The following is a 17,162-nucleotide window of genomic DNA, read 5'->3' as shown; positions in this document are numbered from 1 at the left end:
TAATATTCAAAACGACACAATTTGACGAAAAATGTTGAGGATAAAGGCCTGAACATTGGGTATATTAAAATTACAGAAAAATAAACACCAGGAGTTAATATGGGAGAGAAAGACAGAATAAAAAAAGACCAGAAGGTCATAAAAGATACGGACAGGAAGAAAAAAGATCCGGAGCTTATGACGGAGGAAGAAAGAGACCAGTATTTTGCGGAACTGAGAGAGAAGAGAAGGCAGAGGAAACTCCGGCAAAAAAGAAATGCACGCCGTAAGAAAATTGCTGTTCTGGGGGCTGCAGCTGTTGTTTCACTTGTTGTAGTAGTCGGGGCAGTCAATGGGATCGCTCAATTTGTTCTTACGAAAACTTCCGGAAAAGAAGCTTCACAGGATCAGAAAAAGGACGAAAAAGAAAAGGAAAGCCAACAGGCTTCTGTGCAGACAGACGTTCTGGCAGAAGCACAGCAAAAGGCTGCCCAGTACGATTATGATGCAGCGATCCAGCTTCTCAAGGCCGACAGCAGTTATAGTGAAAATGCAGAAATGCAGGCGGCGGTCAGCAAATATGAGGAGACCAGAAATTCCTGTGTATCCTGGCCTCTGGAAGAGGTGACTCATGTCTTTTATCATTCTCTGATCAAGGATCCCTCAAGAGCCTTTGACGGTGATTACAAGGAGGGGGACTATAATCAGGTAATGACTACTATTGATGAGTTTAATAAGATTACCCAGACCATGTATGATAAAGGCTATGTAATGGTCAGCGTCAAGGATATGGCAAAAGCAGATGCAGACGGCAATATTACAAGGGGAGAGATCCTGCTTCCGCCGGGAAAGATTCCGTTTGTCCTTTCTCAGGATGACCTTTGCTATTATCATTATATGGATGGCGACGGTTATGCTTCCAAGCTTATTGTAGATGATGAAGGAAAGATACGCAACGAGTATGTGGAGACAGACGGATCCATCTCAATTGGCGATTATGACATGGTGCCGCTGATCGACCGTTTTGTGGAACAGCATCCGGATTTTTCCTACAGAGGAGCAAAAGGAATCCTGGCTCTGACAGGATACAATGGAATTCTGGGCTACCGGACAGACATCAGTTATGAAACAAGGCCGGACGATCTGGACGCAAATAAGGTGGAGTGGCTGGAGGCACATCCGGATTTCAGTCTTGAAAAAGAACGGGAAGGTGCAAAAAAGGTTGCTGATGCCATGAAGGCAAACGGATGGGAGTTTGCAAGCCATACCTGGGGACATCAGAATGTAGGAGAGATCAGTCTGGAGCATCTTCAGACTGATACAAAGAAATTTCAGGAAAATGTGGATCCGCTGATCGGGGGAACCGACATTATCATTTTTGCATTTGGAACAGACCTTACAGTTCAGGAAGATTATTCCGGAGATAAATTTGAGTACCTGAAAAGCGCCGGATACAATTATTTCTGTAATGTAGACTCCAGCAAATATTTTGTACAGATCAGAGACCGGTATTTCCGCCAGGGAAGAAGAAACCTGGACGGATATCGAATGTATTACAATCCGGAACTTTTGGAGGATCTTTTTGATGCCAAGGCTGTATTTGATCCAAGCAGACCGACGCCGGTGCCTCCTATGGGCTGAGAAAGGGGAACATAAAAATGAAAAAAACACTTCTGGCAGTTCTGCTTGCTGTGACAGCAGTTGGGAGCGGGATTCTGCCGGATTGGAACAGCGGAGCGGAAACGGCAGTTTATATGCCGGTGTCCTCTTCTAAAGATAAAAATACTTCAGATAAAAAAAATACCTCAGCAGAATCTGTGCTGGAGCAGGCAAAGACTATGTATGCCCAGTATGATTATGATGGGGCGATCAGGCTTCTGAAAAGTCAGAAAGATTTTGATAAGAACAAAGATTATATGGACATTGCCGCCAAATGTCAGGTGGCAAAAGCCTCGCTGGTGGAATATCCTATCGAACAGATCACACATGTGTTTTTCCATACATTGATCAAGGATACCGCCAAGGCTTTTGACGGTGATAAAGATGAAGGCGGCTATAATCAGATGATGACTACAATCGATGAATTTAATAAGATCATCCAGATCATGTATGAAAAGGGATATGTTATGGTAAGCCTTCATGATATGGCATCAGTGAATGAGGACGGTACCATGAGCCGCGGAAAAATTATGCTTCCGAAGGGCAAAATCCCATTTGTCCTTTCTCAGGATGATGTAAGTTATTATCATTATATGGATGGAGACGGCTACGCATCAAAACTGATCCTTGACGAAAACGGAGAGGTGAAGAACGAATATATTGAGGATGACGGAACAGTTTCCGTAGGGAATTACGATATGGTTCCTCTGATCGATGAGTTTGTAAAGCAGCATCCGGATTTTTCTTATCACGGACGTAAGGGAATCCTGGCTATGACAGGATATAACGGAGTTTTGGGATACCGCACAGATATTGCCTATAAAACAAAAGAAAATCTTCAGGATGACCAGAAGGCATTCCTGCAGGCTAATCCGGATTTTGACTATGACAAAGAGGTAGCAGAAGCGAAAAAAATCGCAGATGCCATGAAGGCAGACGGCTGGGAATTTGCCAGTCATACCTGGGGGCATATGAATGCTACCGACCGTTCAGCAGAGGATCTGAAGGCAGATAATGAAAAATGGGAAGCTTATGTGGCTCCCATCCTGGGAAAAACAGATATGATCATCTTTGCTTTTGGAGCAGATATCGGCGGATGGGAAGGATATTCGGCAGATAATCCAAAATTCCAGTACTATAAGAGCAGAGGCTATGACTATTACTGTAATGTAGATTCCAGTCAGTATTTTGTTCAGCTTACAGATCAGTATCTGCGTCAGGGAAGACGAAACCTGGATGGATACCGGATGTATTATAATCCGGAAATGCTCAGCGATCTTTTTGATGTATCGCAGGTGTGGGACAGCTCAAGACCTACGCCGGTTCCGGAAATGTGATTTGACCGAAAGGAGAAATTTTATTATGAAGAAAAAAACAGTTGCAGCAATGTTGACAATGTGTATGGTTCTTGGTATGACGGCCTGTGCAGGCGGCGGAAAAGAGGAAAAAACAGCGGAAAAGACAGAAAATGCCGCTGAAACAAAGGAAAAAGAAGAGAAAGTGGATAAAGCAAAAGAGGAAGACACAAAAGATAAGGCAAAAGAATCCGTCAGACTTGTTTCAGCAGAAGATATATCCAAGTATGTTACAGTGGGGGACTATAAAGGTCTGAAGCTTGACAAGGTGGTTTCACCTGTTTCAGACAGCGAGACTGACGTTGAAATAGAATTCCGTCTTCAGGAGAATCCGGAAGAGGTGCAGGGAGCTTCTGTGGAAACAGGAGATCAGGTAAGGATCAACTTTACAGGAACTATAGACGGAAAGTCTTTTGAGGGAGGATCAGAACAGGATTTTGACCTGCTTGTTGGACAAAGCGGAATCACAGAGGAATTCGACCAGGGTGTTCTGGGAATGAAAAAAGGTGAGACAAAGGAGATTTCTGTTAATTTCCCGGAAGAATATTATGACAGCGAAGTAGCTGGGAAATCTGCCGTATATGAGGTGACTGTACAGAAGATCAGCAGGACTCCCGAACTTACAGACGAATGGGTAGCAGCAAATACAGAAAGCAAAACTGTGGCGGAATACAGAGAAGCTGTAAAGAAAGAACTTCAGGCAGACGCAGAAGAAATGGCAGGATATGCCCTGCAGACACAGGCATGGAATCAGGTTCTGGAAACTTCTGAGATAAAAGAATATCCGGAAGAGGATATCAAGGCCGCTGTGGAAGCATATAAGGCACTGAACCAGGAATATGTGGATGAGGCTCAGATGGATATGAGTGAGTTTTTGAAATCTCAGGGAATCACGGAAGAAGAGTATGAAGAAGAGTGCAGACAGTACGCTGAGGCCAAGGTGGAACAGAATCTGATCGTACAGTATATCATGGATCAGGAAGATTTAAGCTTTGAAGATGAAACAGCAGAGGAAGTCCAGAAAGAACTGATACAGCAGTATGGAGCTGCCGATATTCAGGAGCTTGTAGAGTATTATGGACAGACAGCGGTCAATGAATCCCTGGCTCTTCTCAGAGTAGAAAAGTTTATTGTGGATAATGCAGAGATCAATGAAAAGACAGGCGGAAGCGCAGAGCCGGCTGAGAATGAAGATGCTCTGGAAGAGGATGGTATGTATGATACAGCTGAGGATACTGCCAATCCGCAGACAGAGAGCGAAGGCGCTGAAACAGAGGCTGATGTAGTAGAAGGATAAGGTGTCAGACCAGTTTTGGCAGTGATGTATGTGGTAAAATTGCAAAAATGGATGATTTTAGGAAAATTTAAGAAAAATGTCAAAATCCCACAGGAAGTTCTATTGTATTTCTCTGGAAAATAGAGTATGATAGACACGACAAACAAATATAGATTCAGGGAATAACGGGTGGGAAACAGATGGATAAAAAAGTATTACGAGAAAGGATGCGTAAGAAACAGCAGCAGCTGCGCCGCCGGAAGATGATGAAGCTGGGCGGTTACATACTTGCAGTTATACTGGTTGTTGTTTTTATTGTAAAAGGTGTGATTCTGCCTATAGCAAAAGGAATCAGTGGAAAAGATGCGGACAAACCGGTGCAGGTGGAAGCTGATGCAGATAAAACGGCAGAGGCCGGAGACACCGGAGAAGAGACTGCAGAAAATACAGAAAAGAAGGAAGAAGGAGAGGCTGTCAGGATGCCCCTTGCAACAGTCTCCCATATTACAAAAGCCTCTGATATGACAGCCGGCTGGCACGAAGATGAAAATGGTAAATGGTATCAGAATTATGACAGAACCTATTATGCCGGAGGTATGCAGGAAATAGACGGCAAGACGTATTCCTTTGATGACAACGGGTACATACAGACCGGATGGGTAAGCGACGGATTTGATGATCTGTACTTTAATGATGACGGATCCTATAATCCGGATAAACATAAGCCAAGGCTTGCGCTGACCTTTGACGACGGTCCGGGACAGTATACAGACCAGCTTCTGGACTGTCTGGAAGAGAATAATGCTCATGCAACCTTCTTCATGCAGGGGATTAATGTAGGAGAATGGGAGTCTACGGTGCAGAGGATGCTGGATATTGGATGTGAGCTTGGAAATCACAGCTGGAATCATCCGGAAGTAACGCTGCAGGGGCTTTCAGATGATCAGGTAATAGAACAGATCCAGAAGACAGATGCAGCTCTTGAGAAAGCCTGCGGACAGAAGTCAACTGTAGCCCGCGCACCTTATGGGGCAGCAGGGGACAGAGAGTTCCAGCTTGCACAGAAACCTTTCTTTATGTGGTCGCTGGATACACTTGACTGGAAGACCATGAGTACAGAGGCTACAGTGGATGCAGTTATGAACGGGGATCTGACAGACGGTTCCATTATTTTGATGCATGATATTCATGAGCCTTCCGTACAGGCAGCGCTTCAGATTATTCCTCAGCTTGTGGAAAAAGGCTATAAACTGATGACGGTCAGTGAGCTTGCAGAAGCAAAAGATGTTGAACTGCAGTATGCTTCTTATGCAGACTTCTGGGACAGCAGTCTTGCGAAAGGTCTGGTGCCGGGCTATAATGGTCCTCTTCTTGAGTCAGACAGTTCAGAGGAGAACTCTGATGAGGGAAGTGATATTTCTGACGGAAGTGAAGAAGGCTACTCTGACAGCGGAGAAGATTATTCTGACGGAAGTGAAGAAGACTATTCTGATGGAGGAGAAGACTACTCTGACGGAAGCGAAGAATACTGATTTATTTTGAGGTAAATAAGAACAACTGTTTAAAGACGAACAGGAAAGCGGAAGCGTTCCTGTTCGTCTTTTTTCTGCATCAGTACGTCCTGCATGGCGTAAAATCCTGTTGAAGAGATACCTGAATTTGGGTATAATAAGAATAGATTATCTCGGAGCCGGAAATGGGTCTGAGACAGGAGGACAGCGTAGTGGGCAAATGGTTTGAAGAAGCAGTATTTTATCACATGTATCCGATCGGAATGACCGGAGCGCCAAGGAAAAATGAAGGTACAGAGACAGTTCACAGATTTGACAGTCTGATGAAATGGCTGCCTCATATTAAGGAACTGGGATGTACAGCCATCTATATCGGGCCGTTATTTGAATCGTCAACACACGGCTATGACACACGGGATTACAGAGTGGTTGACAGACGTCTTGGGGATAATGAAGATTTTAAAAAATTTGTGGCAGAAGCGCACAAAATTGATATACGGGTTGTGGTGGACGGAGTGTTCAATCACACCGGAAGAGAATTTTTTGCTTTTCAGGATATACAGAAAAACAGAGAGCAGTCTCCATACTGCAGCTGGTATAAGGGAATTAATTTCGGATGGAATTCCCCTTATAATGACGGATTTGGGTATGAAGCCTGGAGAAACTGTTTTGAGTTGGTGAATTTGAACCTTTGGGAGCCAAAGGTAAGAGAATACCTGCTGGATGTGATCGGCTTCTGGATTGATGAGTTTGACATAGACGGAATCCGTCTGGATTGTGCAGACTGTCTGGAATTTTCTTTTATGGAGGATATGAGACGGTTTACAAATGAGAAGAAGAAAGATTTCTGGCTGATGGGAGAGGTGATCCATGGAGATTACAGCCGCTATGTAAAACCGGAAATGCTGGATTCTGTAACAAATTATGAACTGCATAAGGGACTTTATTCCGGACATAATGATCATAATTATTTTGAGATCGCCCATACGATCCGCAGAGAGTTTGATGCAAACGGAGGAATTTATAAAGGTCTTCGCCTGTACTCCTTTGTGGACAATCATGATGTGGACAGAATCGCGTCTAAATTGAAGATACCAGGTCATATTTATCCGGTGTATACGCTTCTGTTTACGCTTCCGGGAATTCCTTCCATTTATTATGGTTCAGAATGGGGAATCCAGGGGCGTAAGGAGGGCTCGAACGATGATCTTCTTCGTCCGGCAGTGGATATTGAAGCGGCGCTGGAGAAGCCTGATGATCCGAAACTTCTGGAATGGGTGAAGTTTTTGGGAAGGATACATGCAGAGGAAGCGTCACTGACAGACGGAAGTTATCAGGAACTGCTTCTGACTAACAGGCAGTATGCTTTTGCCAGGAAGCTGGATGGAGAAGGAATTGTGGTGGCAGTGAACAATGATGAAAATCCGGCAGAACTCAGGATCAGGATCCCAGAGGGAGGAAAAAGCTATATAAGCCTGATCAGCAAAAAAGAAGCTGTGGTGCAGGATGGCTGTATCTGTGTAACTCTTGCACCTAATGAAAGTGAGATTATTAAATTTAAGTAAATAAAAGGATTAAGGGAGGTATTTTCTGATGGGAGAGAAAATGCAGTTTTCAGAGTTGGATCAATATCTGTTTGGACAGGGAACCCACTATGATATTTATAAAAAGCTTGGCGCGCATCCTGCTGTGGAAGGAAGAAAAAAGGGCGTTTATTTTGCTGTATGGGCGCCAAATGCACAGTCCGTTTCTGTAATCGGAGATTTTAATAAATGGGATACAAAAGCTAACCCTATGAAAAAGGCCGGACCTATTGGGGTGTTTGAGGTTTTTGTGCCCGGAGCAAAGATTGGAGATCTCTACAAGTTTTTTATTGTGGGTATGCACGGAGAAGAGCTTTACAAGGCGGATCCCTATGCCAACGAAGCAGAACTTCGTCCGGGAACAGCTTCCAGAGTTGCAGATATCAGTGCTTATAAGTGGAAAGATGCAACATGGATGAAGAAACGCCAGGAGTTTAATGAAGTTACAGATGCTATGTCCATCTATGAGGTACATCCAGGCTCCTGGAAAAAACATCCGGTAAATGATGAGGATGAAAACGGATTTTATAATTATCGGGAATTTGCCCATGATCTTGCGAAATACGTAAAAGAAATGGGATATACTCATGTGGAATTAATGGGAATTGCTGAGCATCCTTTTGACGGCTCCTGGGGGTATCAGGTTACCGGTTATTATGCACCTACCTCCCGTTATGGAACCGCACAGGATTTTAAGTACATGGTAGATTACCTTCACAGGAACAAGATCGGCGTTATTCTTGACTGGGTTCCGGCACATTTTCCAAAAGATGCCCATGGTCTGGCAGAATTTGACGGAACTGCTGTTTATGAGCACCAGGATCCGCGTCAGGGAGAGCATCCGGATTGGGGAACCAAGATTTATAATTATGGACGTCCGGAGGTTAAGAATTTCCTGATCGCAAACGCTCTTTTCTGGATAGAGGAATGTCATGTGGACGGTCTTCGGGTGGATGCGGTGGCTTCCATGCTTTATCTGGATTACGGCAAACAGGACGGACAGTGGGTTGCAAATAAATATGGTGATAATAAGAACCTGGAGGCTATTGAATTTTTCAAGCATTTGAATACTGTTGTACTGGGAAGAAACCATGGAACTGTGATGATCGCAGAAGAGTCTACGGCCTGGCCGATGGTTACGGGAAAAGCAGAGGATGACGGACTTGGATTTTCTCTGAAATGGAACATGGGATGGATGAATGACTTTTTGGAATATATGAAGCTGGATCCCTATTTCCGTAAGTTTAATCATAATAAGATGACTTTTTCCATGACCTATGCGTACAGTGAGAAATATGTTCTTGTGCTTTCCCATGATGAAGTAGTTCATCTGAAATGCTCCATGCTGAACAAGATGCCGGGTTATCCGGATGATAAGTTTAAGAATCTGAAGGCTGCCTATGCGTTTATGTTCTTCCATCCAGGCAAAAAACTTCTGTTTATGGGGCAGGAATTTGGACAGCTGCGTGAATGGAGTGAGGAAAGAGAGCTTGACTGGTTCCTTTTAGGCGAAGATAATCATAAGGATCTTCAGGATTTTGTAAAGACACTTCTCCATATGTACAGGAAGTATCCGGCTCTTTATGGCGGAGATAATGATCCGGAAGGCTTTGAGTGGATCAATGCGGATGACGGAGACAGAAGCATTTTCAGCTTTATGCGTAAATCTCCCACTAAGAGAAATAACCTTTTGTTTGTTGTAAACTTTACACCGGTAGAACGTACCGACTATCGGGTGGGCGTTCCGAAAAAGAAACAGTATAAGCTGATCATGGACGAACACGGGCTTTTGGAAAAACCGCAGATATTTAAGGCTGAAACAAAAGAATGCGATAACAGAGAGTATTCTTTTGCATATTCACTGCCGCCATATGGAGTTGCAGTATTTACATACTGATATTTTGGATAGATTTAGGATAAATTTGCCCTGATTTTTGGAAGAAAAAATATTGCTTTTTGTGAAAAGATAGGTTATACTGTATGCGTCTGAAAGTTCAGACAATTACTGATGACGAAGAATCGATAATAGAATCCTGAAAGGAGAATGAAAATGAAAGTATCCAATATTAAAGATGTAGACAAATTTTTTGAGGTAGTAGATAGCTGTACAGGTAAAGTTGAGCTTGTAACAGGAGAGGGAGACAGACTGAACCTGAAATCCAAACTTTCCCAGTATGTATCTCTGGCAAATATCTTCTCCGGCGGAGAGATCCCGGAGCTGGAAATCGTTGCTTATGAGAAAGAGGATATTGATAAGCTGTTAAACTTTATGATCAACGGCTGATATGGATGCAAAAGCGGGGGCATGACAGGTTCATGTCCCCGTTATGTGCCTGCTGAGATTTTGAATAGAACAGAGAGCAGGCGTTTATAATAAAAAATAAACAGATGCGACCAGGGGGTGTTTTTGCTTCCTGGTCAAATGTGCGTTAAATAAGAAAAGGGGTATAGATCATGACAAAAATTGACATTATCTCCGGCTTTCTTGGAGCCGGCAAAACAACGCTTATCAAAAAACTTCTTCAGGAGGCTTTTCAGGAGGAACAGGTTGTTCTGATCGAAAATGAATTCGGTGAGATCGGTATTGACGGGGGATTCCTGAAAGAAGCAGGAATTGAGATCCGGGAAATGAATTCCGGATGTATCTGCTGTTCGCTGGTAGGAGATTTCGGTACATCTTTGAAAGAAGTAATCGAGAAGTATCATCCGGACAGGATTCTTATTGAGCCATCTGGAGTAGGCAAATTATCTGATGTAATCCGTGCGGTTAAGGATGTGCAGGAAGAGACAGGTCTTGTGCTGAACAGCTATACAACAGTGGTAGATGCCAAGAAATGTAAAATGTATATGAGAAACTTTGGAGAATTTTTTAACAATCAGGTAGAGTATGCAGGAGCTGTCATCATGAGCAGAACAGATATCGTGGATGAGGAAAAAGCCATGCAGTCTATGGAACTTCTTCGAGGTCTGAATGCCAAAGCCGCTATTATTACCACTCCGATCGAAAAGCTGGATGGAAAGAAGCTTCTGGAAGTAATGGAGCATCCGGTATCTCTGGAGCAGGAAATGATGGACGAGGAAGTATGCCCGGAATGTGGACATGTACATGAGCACGGTCATCATCACGAGGATCATGACCATGAGTGCGGATGCGGCCATGACCACGAACACCATCATGACCATGAACACCATCACGATCACGAACATCATCATGATCATGAGTGCGGATGCGGCCATGACCATCACCATCATCATGCAGACGAGGTGTTTACCAGCTGGGGCCGCGAAACTGTTAAGAAATATTCCAGAGAAAATCTTGAGAAGATCCTGGAGACTCTGTCAGGATCAGAGGAGTATGGAGTGATTCTCCGTGCAAAGGGAATGCTTCCTGCAGAGGATGGAACCTGGATTTATTTTGATATGGTTCCGGAAGAAACAGAGCTTCGTGAGGGTACGCCGGAGTATACAGGCCGTCTTTGCGTGATCGGCTCAAAATTAAACGAGGACAGACTGGCAGAACTCTTCGGATTATAAAAGGAGAATAAGGATGAACGAGATTACAGTACCTATTTATCTGCTTACAGGCTTTCTGGAAAGCGGAAAGACCTCTTTTCTGAATTTTACCCTGCAGCAGGATTATTTTTATACAGAGGGAAGGACGCTTCTGATCCTTTGCGAAGAGGGCGAAGAGGAATATGACAAAACAGTTCTGGAAATGAGCAATACGGTAGTGGAGGTTATTGAAAAAGAAGAAGACCTTACTCCAGACCGTCTGGCAGCAATGGATATCCTGTACCAGCCCGAAAGAGTGATCATAGAATATAACGGTATGTGGCTGGTAAGCAATTTTGAAAAAATGGAAAAACCAGCAGGATGGGGGATAGAACAGCAAATCACCTGTGTGGATGCAAGCACCTTCCAGATGTATATGGCAAATATGAAGTCTATTTTTATGGATATGGTGAGAGGCAGCGATATGGTTGTATTTAACCGCTGCAAAAAAGAAGATCCTCTTGCCACCTACAGAAGAGGAATCAAGGTTGCAAACCAGAGGGCAGAGGTGATCTTCGAGGATGAAGAAGGCGAGCTGGATGATATTTTCCAGGATGAGATGCCTTTTGATGTCAACGCTCCGGTGATTGAGATACTTCCGGAGGATTATGGAATCTGGTTTGTGGACGCCATGGATCATCCGGAGACCTATGTAGATAAAACTGTGAAATTTAAGGCAAGAGTTATGAAGCCAAGAGGAATGGGAAGTAAATTCTTTGTTCCGGGCCGTACCGCAATGACCTGCTGTGCAGATGATACTACGTTCCTGGGATATGTGTGCAAAAGCGCTTTTGCACCAAAGCTGAATCCGGGACAGTGGGTGGAGGTTACTGCAAAGGTAGGAATTGAAAACCGTATGGAATATCAGGGAGAAGGAATCGTGCTTTATGCAGATTTTGTAGAACCCTGCGAGCCTCTGGAAGAAGAAATGGTATATTTTAATTAAGCAAGGAGAAAAGGCATGTATTTAGTAGTTGGTCTGGGGAATCCAGGAAGGCAGTATGAAGCCACCCGGCACAATATGGGCTTTGATGTGATCGACCGTCTGGTGGAGGAACACAGGATTCCCCAGGGCGGCGTAAAATTCAATGCTATGTATGGAAAGGGAATCATCGGAGGAGAACAGGTGCTTCTGATGAAACCTCTTTCTTATATGAATCTGAGCGGCGGTCCTGTAAGGGATATGGCACATTATTTTAAGATTGATCCGGAAACAGAAATGATCGTGATTTATGACGATATTGATCTGGAGCCGGGACAGTTAAGGATCCGGAAGCAGGGAAGCGCCGGAGGACATAACGGGATCAAGGATCTGATCAAACAGCTGGGAACACAGAAATTTGTCCGCATCAAGGTCGGCGTAGGAGCCAAGCCTCAGGGGTGGGATCTGGCGGATCATGTTCTGGGAAGATTTGATACTCAGCAGAGAAAGCTGGTGGACGAGGCGCAGGAGCGTGCGGCAAAGGCTGTGGAAATGATCCTTTCCAAAGGAACAGACGCAGCCATGAATGAGTTCAACAAAAAAACGGGGGTCGTATGAAAACATTTTTGCAGCCTCTGCAAAAGTTAGCAGAGATGGAGGAAATCCAGGAACAGGCGAAAAATAATCGTGGTGTCCTGGCTGTCAGCGGCTGTATGGAGTCCCAGAAAGCACATATGATATATGGGCTTTCCGGGCTCTTTCCATGTCATCTGATCATTTCTGAGGATGAGCGCAGCGCAAAACAGATTTATGAAGATTATCGTTTTTATGAAAAAAATGTTTATTATTATCCGGCCAGGGATCTTCTTTTCTTTCAGGCGGATATTCACGGAAATCTTCTGATCCGTCAGAGGATGCAGGTGATACGGGCTCTTCTGACTGAAAAAGAGATCACTGTGGTCACAAGCATGGACGGCTGTATGGATTTTCTGGCACCGCTTCAGGAGATTCGTGGACAGATCCTTTCTTTTCGCAATGACAGCCAGCTGGATATTGACAAGCTGAAAACAGATCTTGTTGCCATGGGATATGAACGTGTGGGCCAGGTAGAAATGCCGGGACAGTTTTCCGTAAGGGGAGGAATTATTGACATTTATTCTCTTACAGAAGAAAATCCATGGAGAATTGAGCTGTGGGGAGATGAAATTGATTCTATCCGAAGCTTTGATGCCCAGAGTCAGCGCTCCATTGAAAATCTGGAGGAGATTGTGATCTATCCGGCAGCAGAACCGCAGGTGGAAAAAAGCGGAATTACATTTCTGGATTATTTTGACCCGGAGAATTCCATGATATTTCTGGATGAACCGAACCGGCTTACAGAAAATGCAAAAGCGGTGGAAGAGGAATTTCGTCAGAGCTGCCGGAACCGTGAAGAAAAAGGAGAACAGAATCTTTCGGAAGGCTGGATGTGCTCCTGGGAGGAAGTCTGCCGGAAACTGAACAGAAGAAACTGTGTGTCGCTTTCTTCTCTGGAACCAAAGAGATCCGGATGGAACATCACAGGAGTACACAATCTTACTGTAAAATCCATGAGCTCCTATCAGAGCAGCTTCGAGCTTCTGGTAAAGGATCTGCAGAAATATAAAAAGCAGGGATATCAGACTGTACTGATGTCCGGATCCAGAACAAGGGCAGAGCGGCTGGCAAAGGATTTGCAGGATGAGGGTCTTAACGCTTTTTACGGGCAGGACAGCGAGCGTATTCTGGAACCGGGAGAGATCATGGTGGTATACGGTCATGCCCGAAAAGGCTTTGAATATCCTCTGGTAAAATTTGCTGTGATCACAGAGACGGATATTTTTGGCAAGGAGCAGAAGCCCAGAAAGAAAAAGAAAAATTACAGCGGCCAGAGAATCCAGGATTTTTCGGAACTGTCTATTGGAGATTTTGTTGTTCATGAGAAACATGGACTTGGTATTTATAAAGGAATTGAAAAGGTCGAAGTAGACCGGATCGTCAAGGATTATATCAAGATCGAATACCGGGGCGGAAGCAATCTTTATATTCTTGCAACACAGCTGGATTCTCTGCAGAAATATTCCGGTGCAGAGGCGGCAAAAGCTCCAAGGCTGAATAAACTGGGCGGCCAGGAGTGGAAAAAGACAAAGTCCAGGGTAAAGGGCGCAGTGCGGAATATTGCCAAAGAACTGGTGGAGCTTTATGCAGTGCGTCAGGAAAAGGAAGGCTATGTGTGCGGACCGGACACCGTATGGCAGAGAGAGTTTGAGGAGATGTTTCCCTATGAGGAAACAGAAGATCAGCTTGCAGCTATTGAAGATACAAAAAAAGATATGGAAAGCACCAAGATCATGGATCGTCTGGTGTGCGGAGACGTAGGCTACGGAAAGACGGAAATTGCTCTTCGTGCAGCTTTTAAGGCAGTACAGGAAAGCCGTCAGGTCATTTATCTTGTTCCTACTACCATCCTTGCTCAGCAGGTTTATAATACCTTTGTTCAGAGGATGAAAGAATTTCCGGTAAGGGTAGATCTTCTGTGCCGTTTCCGCACTGCCGCCCAGCAGCAGAAGACCATCAATGACCTGAAAAAAGGTCAGGTGGATATTATCGTGGGAACCCACCGGGTTCTGTCAAAGGATGTGGAATTTAAGAATCTGGGACTTTTGATCATTGATGAGGAACAGAGATTTGGCGTTGCTCATAAAGAAAAGATCAAGCAGCTGAAAAAAGATATTGACGTTCTTACATTGACAGCGACTCCTATTCCAAGGACACTTCATATGAGTCTTATCGGAATCCGTGATATGAGCGTGCTGGAAGAGCCTCCAATGGATCGTGTGCCTATTCAGACTTATGTAATGGAGTATGATGAAGAAACAGTAAGAGAGGCGGTAAACCGTGAGCTGCGCCGGGGCGGTCAGGTTTATTATGTATATAACCGGGTCAATGATATTGCAGAGGTAGCATTGCGTCTTTCCAAGCTGCTTCCGGATGCGAGGATCGATTTTGCACATGGTCAGATGAGTGAACGGGAGCTGGAGGGTGTAATGTTTGCCTTTATTAATGGGGATATTGATGTGCTGGTCTCTACCACTATCATTGAGACAGGTCTTGATATCTCTAATGTAAATACAATGATCATCCATGATTCTGACCGTTACGGTCTGTCTCAGCTCTATCAGCTTCGGGGACGTATCGGACGATCCAACCGGACAGCATATGCGTTTCTCATGTACCGTAAAAATACCATGCTGAAGGAAACCGCAGAAAAAAGGCTTTCTGCTATCAGGGAATATACAGATCTGGGAAGCGGATTCAAAATTGCCATGCGCGATCTTGAACTTCGCGGTGCAGGGAATCTTCTGGGAGCGGAGCAGCACGGCCATATGAACGCAGTAGGATATGATCTTTATTGTAAAATGCTCAGTGAGGCGGTAAAGGAAGCCAAAGGAATCCATACTATGGAGGACTTTGAGACAACCATCGATCTGACTATGGACGCTTTTATTCCGGATTCCTATATCAGCAACGAATATCAGAAACTGGATATTTATAAAAGGATCGCCGGTATTGAAAATCAGCAGGACTATGACGATATGCTGGAAGAGCTTCTGGATCGTTTCGGAGAGATGCCCAAAGCCGTGCTGAACCTTCTGGCTATCGCAAGGATGAAGGCTCTTGCCCACAGAACCTATGTAACAGAGATCAAACAGCTGGGAAAAGATATGCGGATCACACTGTATGAAAAGGCGCAGATCAATCCAGCCGGTATTCCGGTACTGATGCAGAAGTATCGGAGAGGACTGCAGTTTAAGGCAGAGCAGGAACCAAAATTTATTTTTACTCCTCAGGGGCGCGTGCTGGAAGCACTTACAGGATTTCTGGAGGAACTGAATCAGCTTGTGGAGGAGTAGTGCACATAAAATTGTGCGGAATATGTGAAAAATCATGTATTTTTGTGTTTCTCCTTGCCCTCAGAGGGAAAAAAGTTTATACTTGTAGCTATGAAATCAGGCTACAATGGAGGATAATATGAAAAAAATATCAAAGAGAGCAGCTGTTGCCGCACTTGCAGGTGTAATGGCTATGGGAATGCTTACAGGCTGCGGTGAGAAAAAATTAGATGGTGCCAAAACAGTTGCAACCGTGGATGGAACAGAAATTCCAATGGGTGTACTGAGCATCATGGTACGTCAGAGTCAGGCTCAGACAGAAGCAATGTATGCAAGCTTTATGGGAGGTTCTGACTTTGCTATCTGGGACACAGAGGCAGAAGAAGGCAAAACCTTTGGCCAGCAGGCAGTAGAGCAGTCTCTGGAGGAACTGGAGACTATGTATATCATGAAAGAAAAGGCGGCTGATTATGGTGTGGAGATCACAGAAGAAGATCAGAAAGCCATTGCAGAAGCGGCAGCAGAATTTATAAAGGCCAACAGTGAGGAAACCATTGAAAAGCTGGCGGTTACGGAAGAGCAGGTAAAAACTTATCTGGAACTCAGGACTTATGAGGCCCGTATGCATGATCCTATTGTGGCAGACGTAGATACAGAAGTATCAGAAGAAGAGTCACAGCAGTCTTCTTTCAGTTATGTCAGCATCAGTACGGCAGATCTTGAAGAAAAGGAAATAAAGAAGAAAAAAGAGGAAGCACAGGAAATCCTGGATAATATGAAAAAAGATCCGGAAGCGGACTTTGATGAGGTCGTAAAAGCAGTTAATGAAGAATATACAGCTCTTGACGGAACCTTTGATACAACAGCTCCGAAGGATGAGGATGATGCTTCTTCCAGTTATCCGGCCAAGGTACTGGAGGTACTCAGATCCCTTAAAGACGGAGAAATGGGACCGGATGTAATTGAAACAGACACAGGATATTATGTTGTCAGACTGGATAAGATCAATGATGAGGAAGCCACTGCAGATAAAAAGGATTCCATCATTGAAGAAAGAAAGAACGAGCTTTATACAGATACAACTGCAAGCTGGAGAGAGGAAGCAGAAATCACTGTAGATAAAAAAGTTCTGAAAACTCTTACCATTACAGACAACAATAAATTTGTCATTTCTGTACCTGAAACAGAAGATGCAGAAGCTGCACCAGAGGAGACACCTGCAGAAGAAACCGCAGAGGATGCTTCCTCCGAGGAGCTTCCGGAAGATGAGGTACTGGTGCCGGCAGAAGAAGAGGCTGAGGCAGCAGGAGAAGAAGCCGCAGAATAAAAGAGACAAAATAAAAAGGGGAGCCCGAATGGCAATGTCATTTAGTTAAGACATTAAGCAGATGTATTCCTATCAGGCAGAGGTAGA

General features: G+C 44.3%; 12 protein-coding genes. All 12 read left to right on the top strand.

The genetic code is table 11. The features are described 5' to 3' along the window. Positions 1–99 precede the first annotated feature (99 nt). The 12 genes from RDS42_RS05145 (at position 100) to RDS42_RS05090 (ending at position 17,075) form a co-directional block, all read left to right on the top strand. Complete coding sequence (locus RDS42_RS05145) at positions 100–1,620, top strand: polysaccharide deacetylase family protein (RefSeq protein WP_331602729.1); 1,521 nt, start codon at positions 100–102, stop codon at positions 1,618–1,620. 17 nt (positions 1,621–1,637) lie between these two features. After that, positions 1,638–2,975 carry a polysaccharide deacetylase family protein gene (locus RDS42_RS05140; RefSeq protein WP_308782702.1) on the top strand — a complete coding sequence of 446 codons (1,338 nt, stop codon included), beginning with the start codon at positions 1,638–1,640 and terminating at the stop codon, positions 2,973–2,975. Between the two features lie 25 nt (positions 2,976–3,000). Beyond that, positions 3,001–4,290, top strand: coding sequence for an FKBP-type peptidyl-prolyl cis-trans isomerase (locus RDS42_RS05135; protein ID WP_308782701.1), 1,290 nt, complete (start codon positions 3,001–3,003; stop codon positions 4,288–4,290). A gap of 179 nt (positions 4,291–4,469) precedes the next feature. Then, entirely contained in the window at positions 4,470–5,801 is a 1,332-nt protein-coding gene (locus tag RDS42_RS05130) for a polysaccharide deacetylase family protein (protein WP_308782700.1), read from the top strand. A 191-nt stretch (positions 5,802–5,992) separates the two neighbouring features. After that, entirely contained in the window at positions 5,993–7,345 is a 1,353-nt protein-coding gene (locus RDS42_RS05125; protein WP_308782703.1) for an alpha-amylase family glycosyl hydrolase, read from the top strand. A gap of 28 nt (positions 7,346–7,373) precedes the next feature. Continuing rightward, on the top strand, positions 7,374–9,260 hold the full coding sequence (gene glgB, locus RDS42_RS05120; protein ID WP_308782699.1) for a 1,4-alpha-glucan branching protein GlgB: 1,887 nt from the start codon (positions 7,374–7,376) through the stop codon (positions 9,258–9,260). 153 nt (positions 9,261–9,413) lie between these two features. Then, positions 9,414–9,647: a polya polymerase gene (locus tag RDS42_RS05115; protein ID WP_177296925.1), complete on the top strand. Its 234-nt coding sequence runs from the start codon at positions 9,414–9,416 to the stop codon at positions 9,645–9,647. Positions 9,648–9,817: 170 nt separating this feature from the next. Further along, positions 9,818–10,897, top strand: coding sequence for a GTP-binding protein (locus RDS42_RS05110; RefSeq protein ID WP_308782698.1), 1,080 nt, complete (start codon positions 9,818–9,820; stop codon positions 10,895–10,897). 13 nt (positions 10,898–10,910) lie between these two features. Next, a complete protein-coding gene (locus RDS42_RS05105) occupies positions 10,911–11,861 on the top strand; it encodes a GTP-binding protein (protein WP_308782697.1) in 951 nt (316 codons plus the stop codon). A 15-nt stretch (positions 11,862–11,876) separates the two neighbouring features. After that, positions 11,877–12,455 carry an aminoacyl-tRNA hydrolase gene (gene pth / locus RDS42_RS05100; protein WP_308782696.1) on the top strand — a complete coding sequence of 193 codons (579 nt, stop codon included), beginning with the start codon at positions 11,877–11,879 and terminating at the stop codon, positions 12,453–12,455. Then, the gene (mfd, locus tag RDS42_RS05095) at positions 12,452–15,769 is read left to right on the top strand and encodes a transcription-repair coupling factor (RefSeq protein WP_308782695.1); all 3,318 of its coding nucleotides are present in this window, start codon (positions 12,452–12,454) and stop codon (positions 15,767–15,769) included. Before pth ends, mfd begins: the two co-directional genes overlap by 4 nt. A gap of 118 nt (positions 15,770–15,887) precedes the next feature. Continuing rightward, positions 15,888–17,075, top strand: a complete 1,188-nt coding sequence (locus tag RDS42_RS05090) for a peptidyl-prolyl cis-trans isomerase (RefSeq protein WP_308782694.1) — start codon at positions 15,888–15,890, stop codon at positions 17,073–17,075. The last annotated feature ends 87 nt before the right edge of the window (positions 17,076–17,162 follow it).

The sequence above is a fragment of the uncultured Blautia sp. genome (assembly GCF_902497045.1).
GTDB lineage: Bacteria > Bacillota > Clostridia > Lachnospirales > Lachnospiraceae > Blautia_A.
The sequence above is the reverse complement of the archived record's forward strand: the minus strand, read 5'-3'. Positions and strand labels throughout refer to the sequence as shown.

What these genes read in the sequence shown, in the direction of transcription:
- RDS42_RS05145 (WP_331602729.1), top strand. Translation starts at nt 100, where the DNA reads ATGGGAGAGAAAGACAGAATAAAAAAAGACCAGAAGGTCATAAAAGAT.
- RDS42_RS05140 (WP_308782702.1), top strand. Translation starts at nt 1,638, where the DNA reads ATGAAAAAAACACTTCTGGCAGTTCTGCTTGCTGTGACAGCAGTTGGG.
- RDS42_RS05135 (WP_308782701.1), top strand. Translation starts at nt 3,001, where the DNA reads ATGAAGAAAAAAACAGTTGCAGCAATGTTGACAATGTGTATGGTTCTT.
- RDS42_RS05130 (WP_308782700.1), top strand. Translation starts at nt 4,470, where the DNA reads ATGGATAAAAAAGTATTACGAGAAAGGATGCGTAAGAAACAGCAGCAG.
- glgB (WP_308782699.1), top strand. Translation starts at nt 7,374, where the DNA reads ATGGGAGAGAAAATGCAGTTTTCAGAGTTGGATCAATATCTGTTTGGA.
- RDS42_RS05115 (WP_177296925.1), top strand. Translation starts at nt 9,414, where the DNA reads ATGAAAGTATCCAATATTAAAGATGTAGACAAATTTTTTGAGGTAGTA.
- RDS42_RS05110 (WP_308782698.1), top strand. Translation starts at nt 9,818, where the DNA reads ATGACAAAAATTGACATTATCTCCGGCTTTCTTGGAGCCGGCAAAACA.
- RDS42_RS05105 (WP_308782697.1), top strand. Translation starts at nt 10,911, where the DNA reads ATGAACGAGATTACAGTACCTATTTATCTGCTTACAGGCTTTCTGGAA.
- pth (WP_308782696.1), top strand. Translation starts at nt 11,877, where the DNA reads ATGTATTTAGTAGTTGGTCTGGGGAATCCAGGAAGGCAGTATGAAGCC.
- mfd (WP_308782695.1), top strand. Translation starts at nt 12,452, where the DNA reads ATGAAAACATTTTTGCAGCCTCTGCAAAAGTTAGCAGAGATGGAGGAA.
- RDS42_RS05090 (WP_308782694.1), top strand. Translation starts at nt 15,888, where the DNA reads ATGAAAAAAATATCAAAGAGAGCAGCTGTTGCCGCACTTGCAGGTGTA.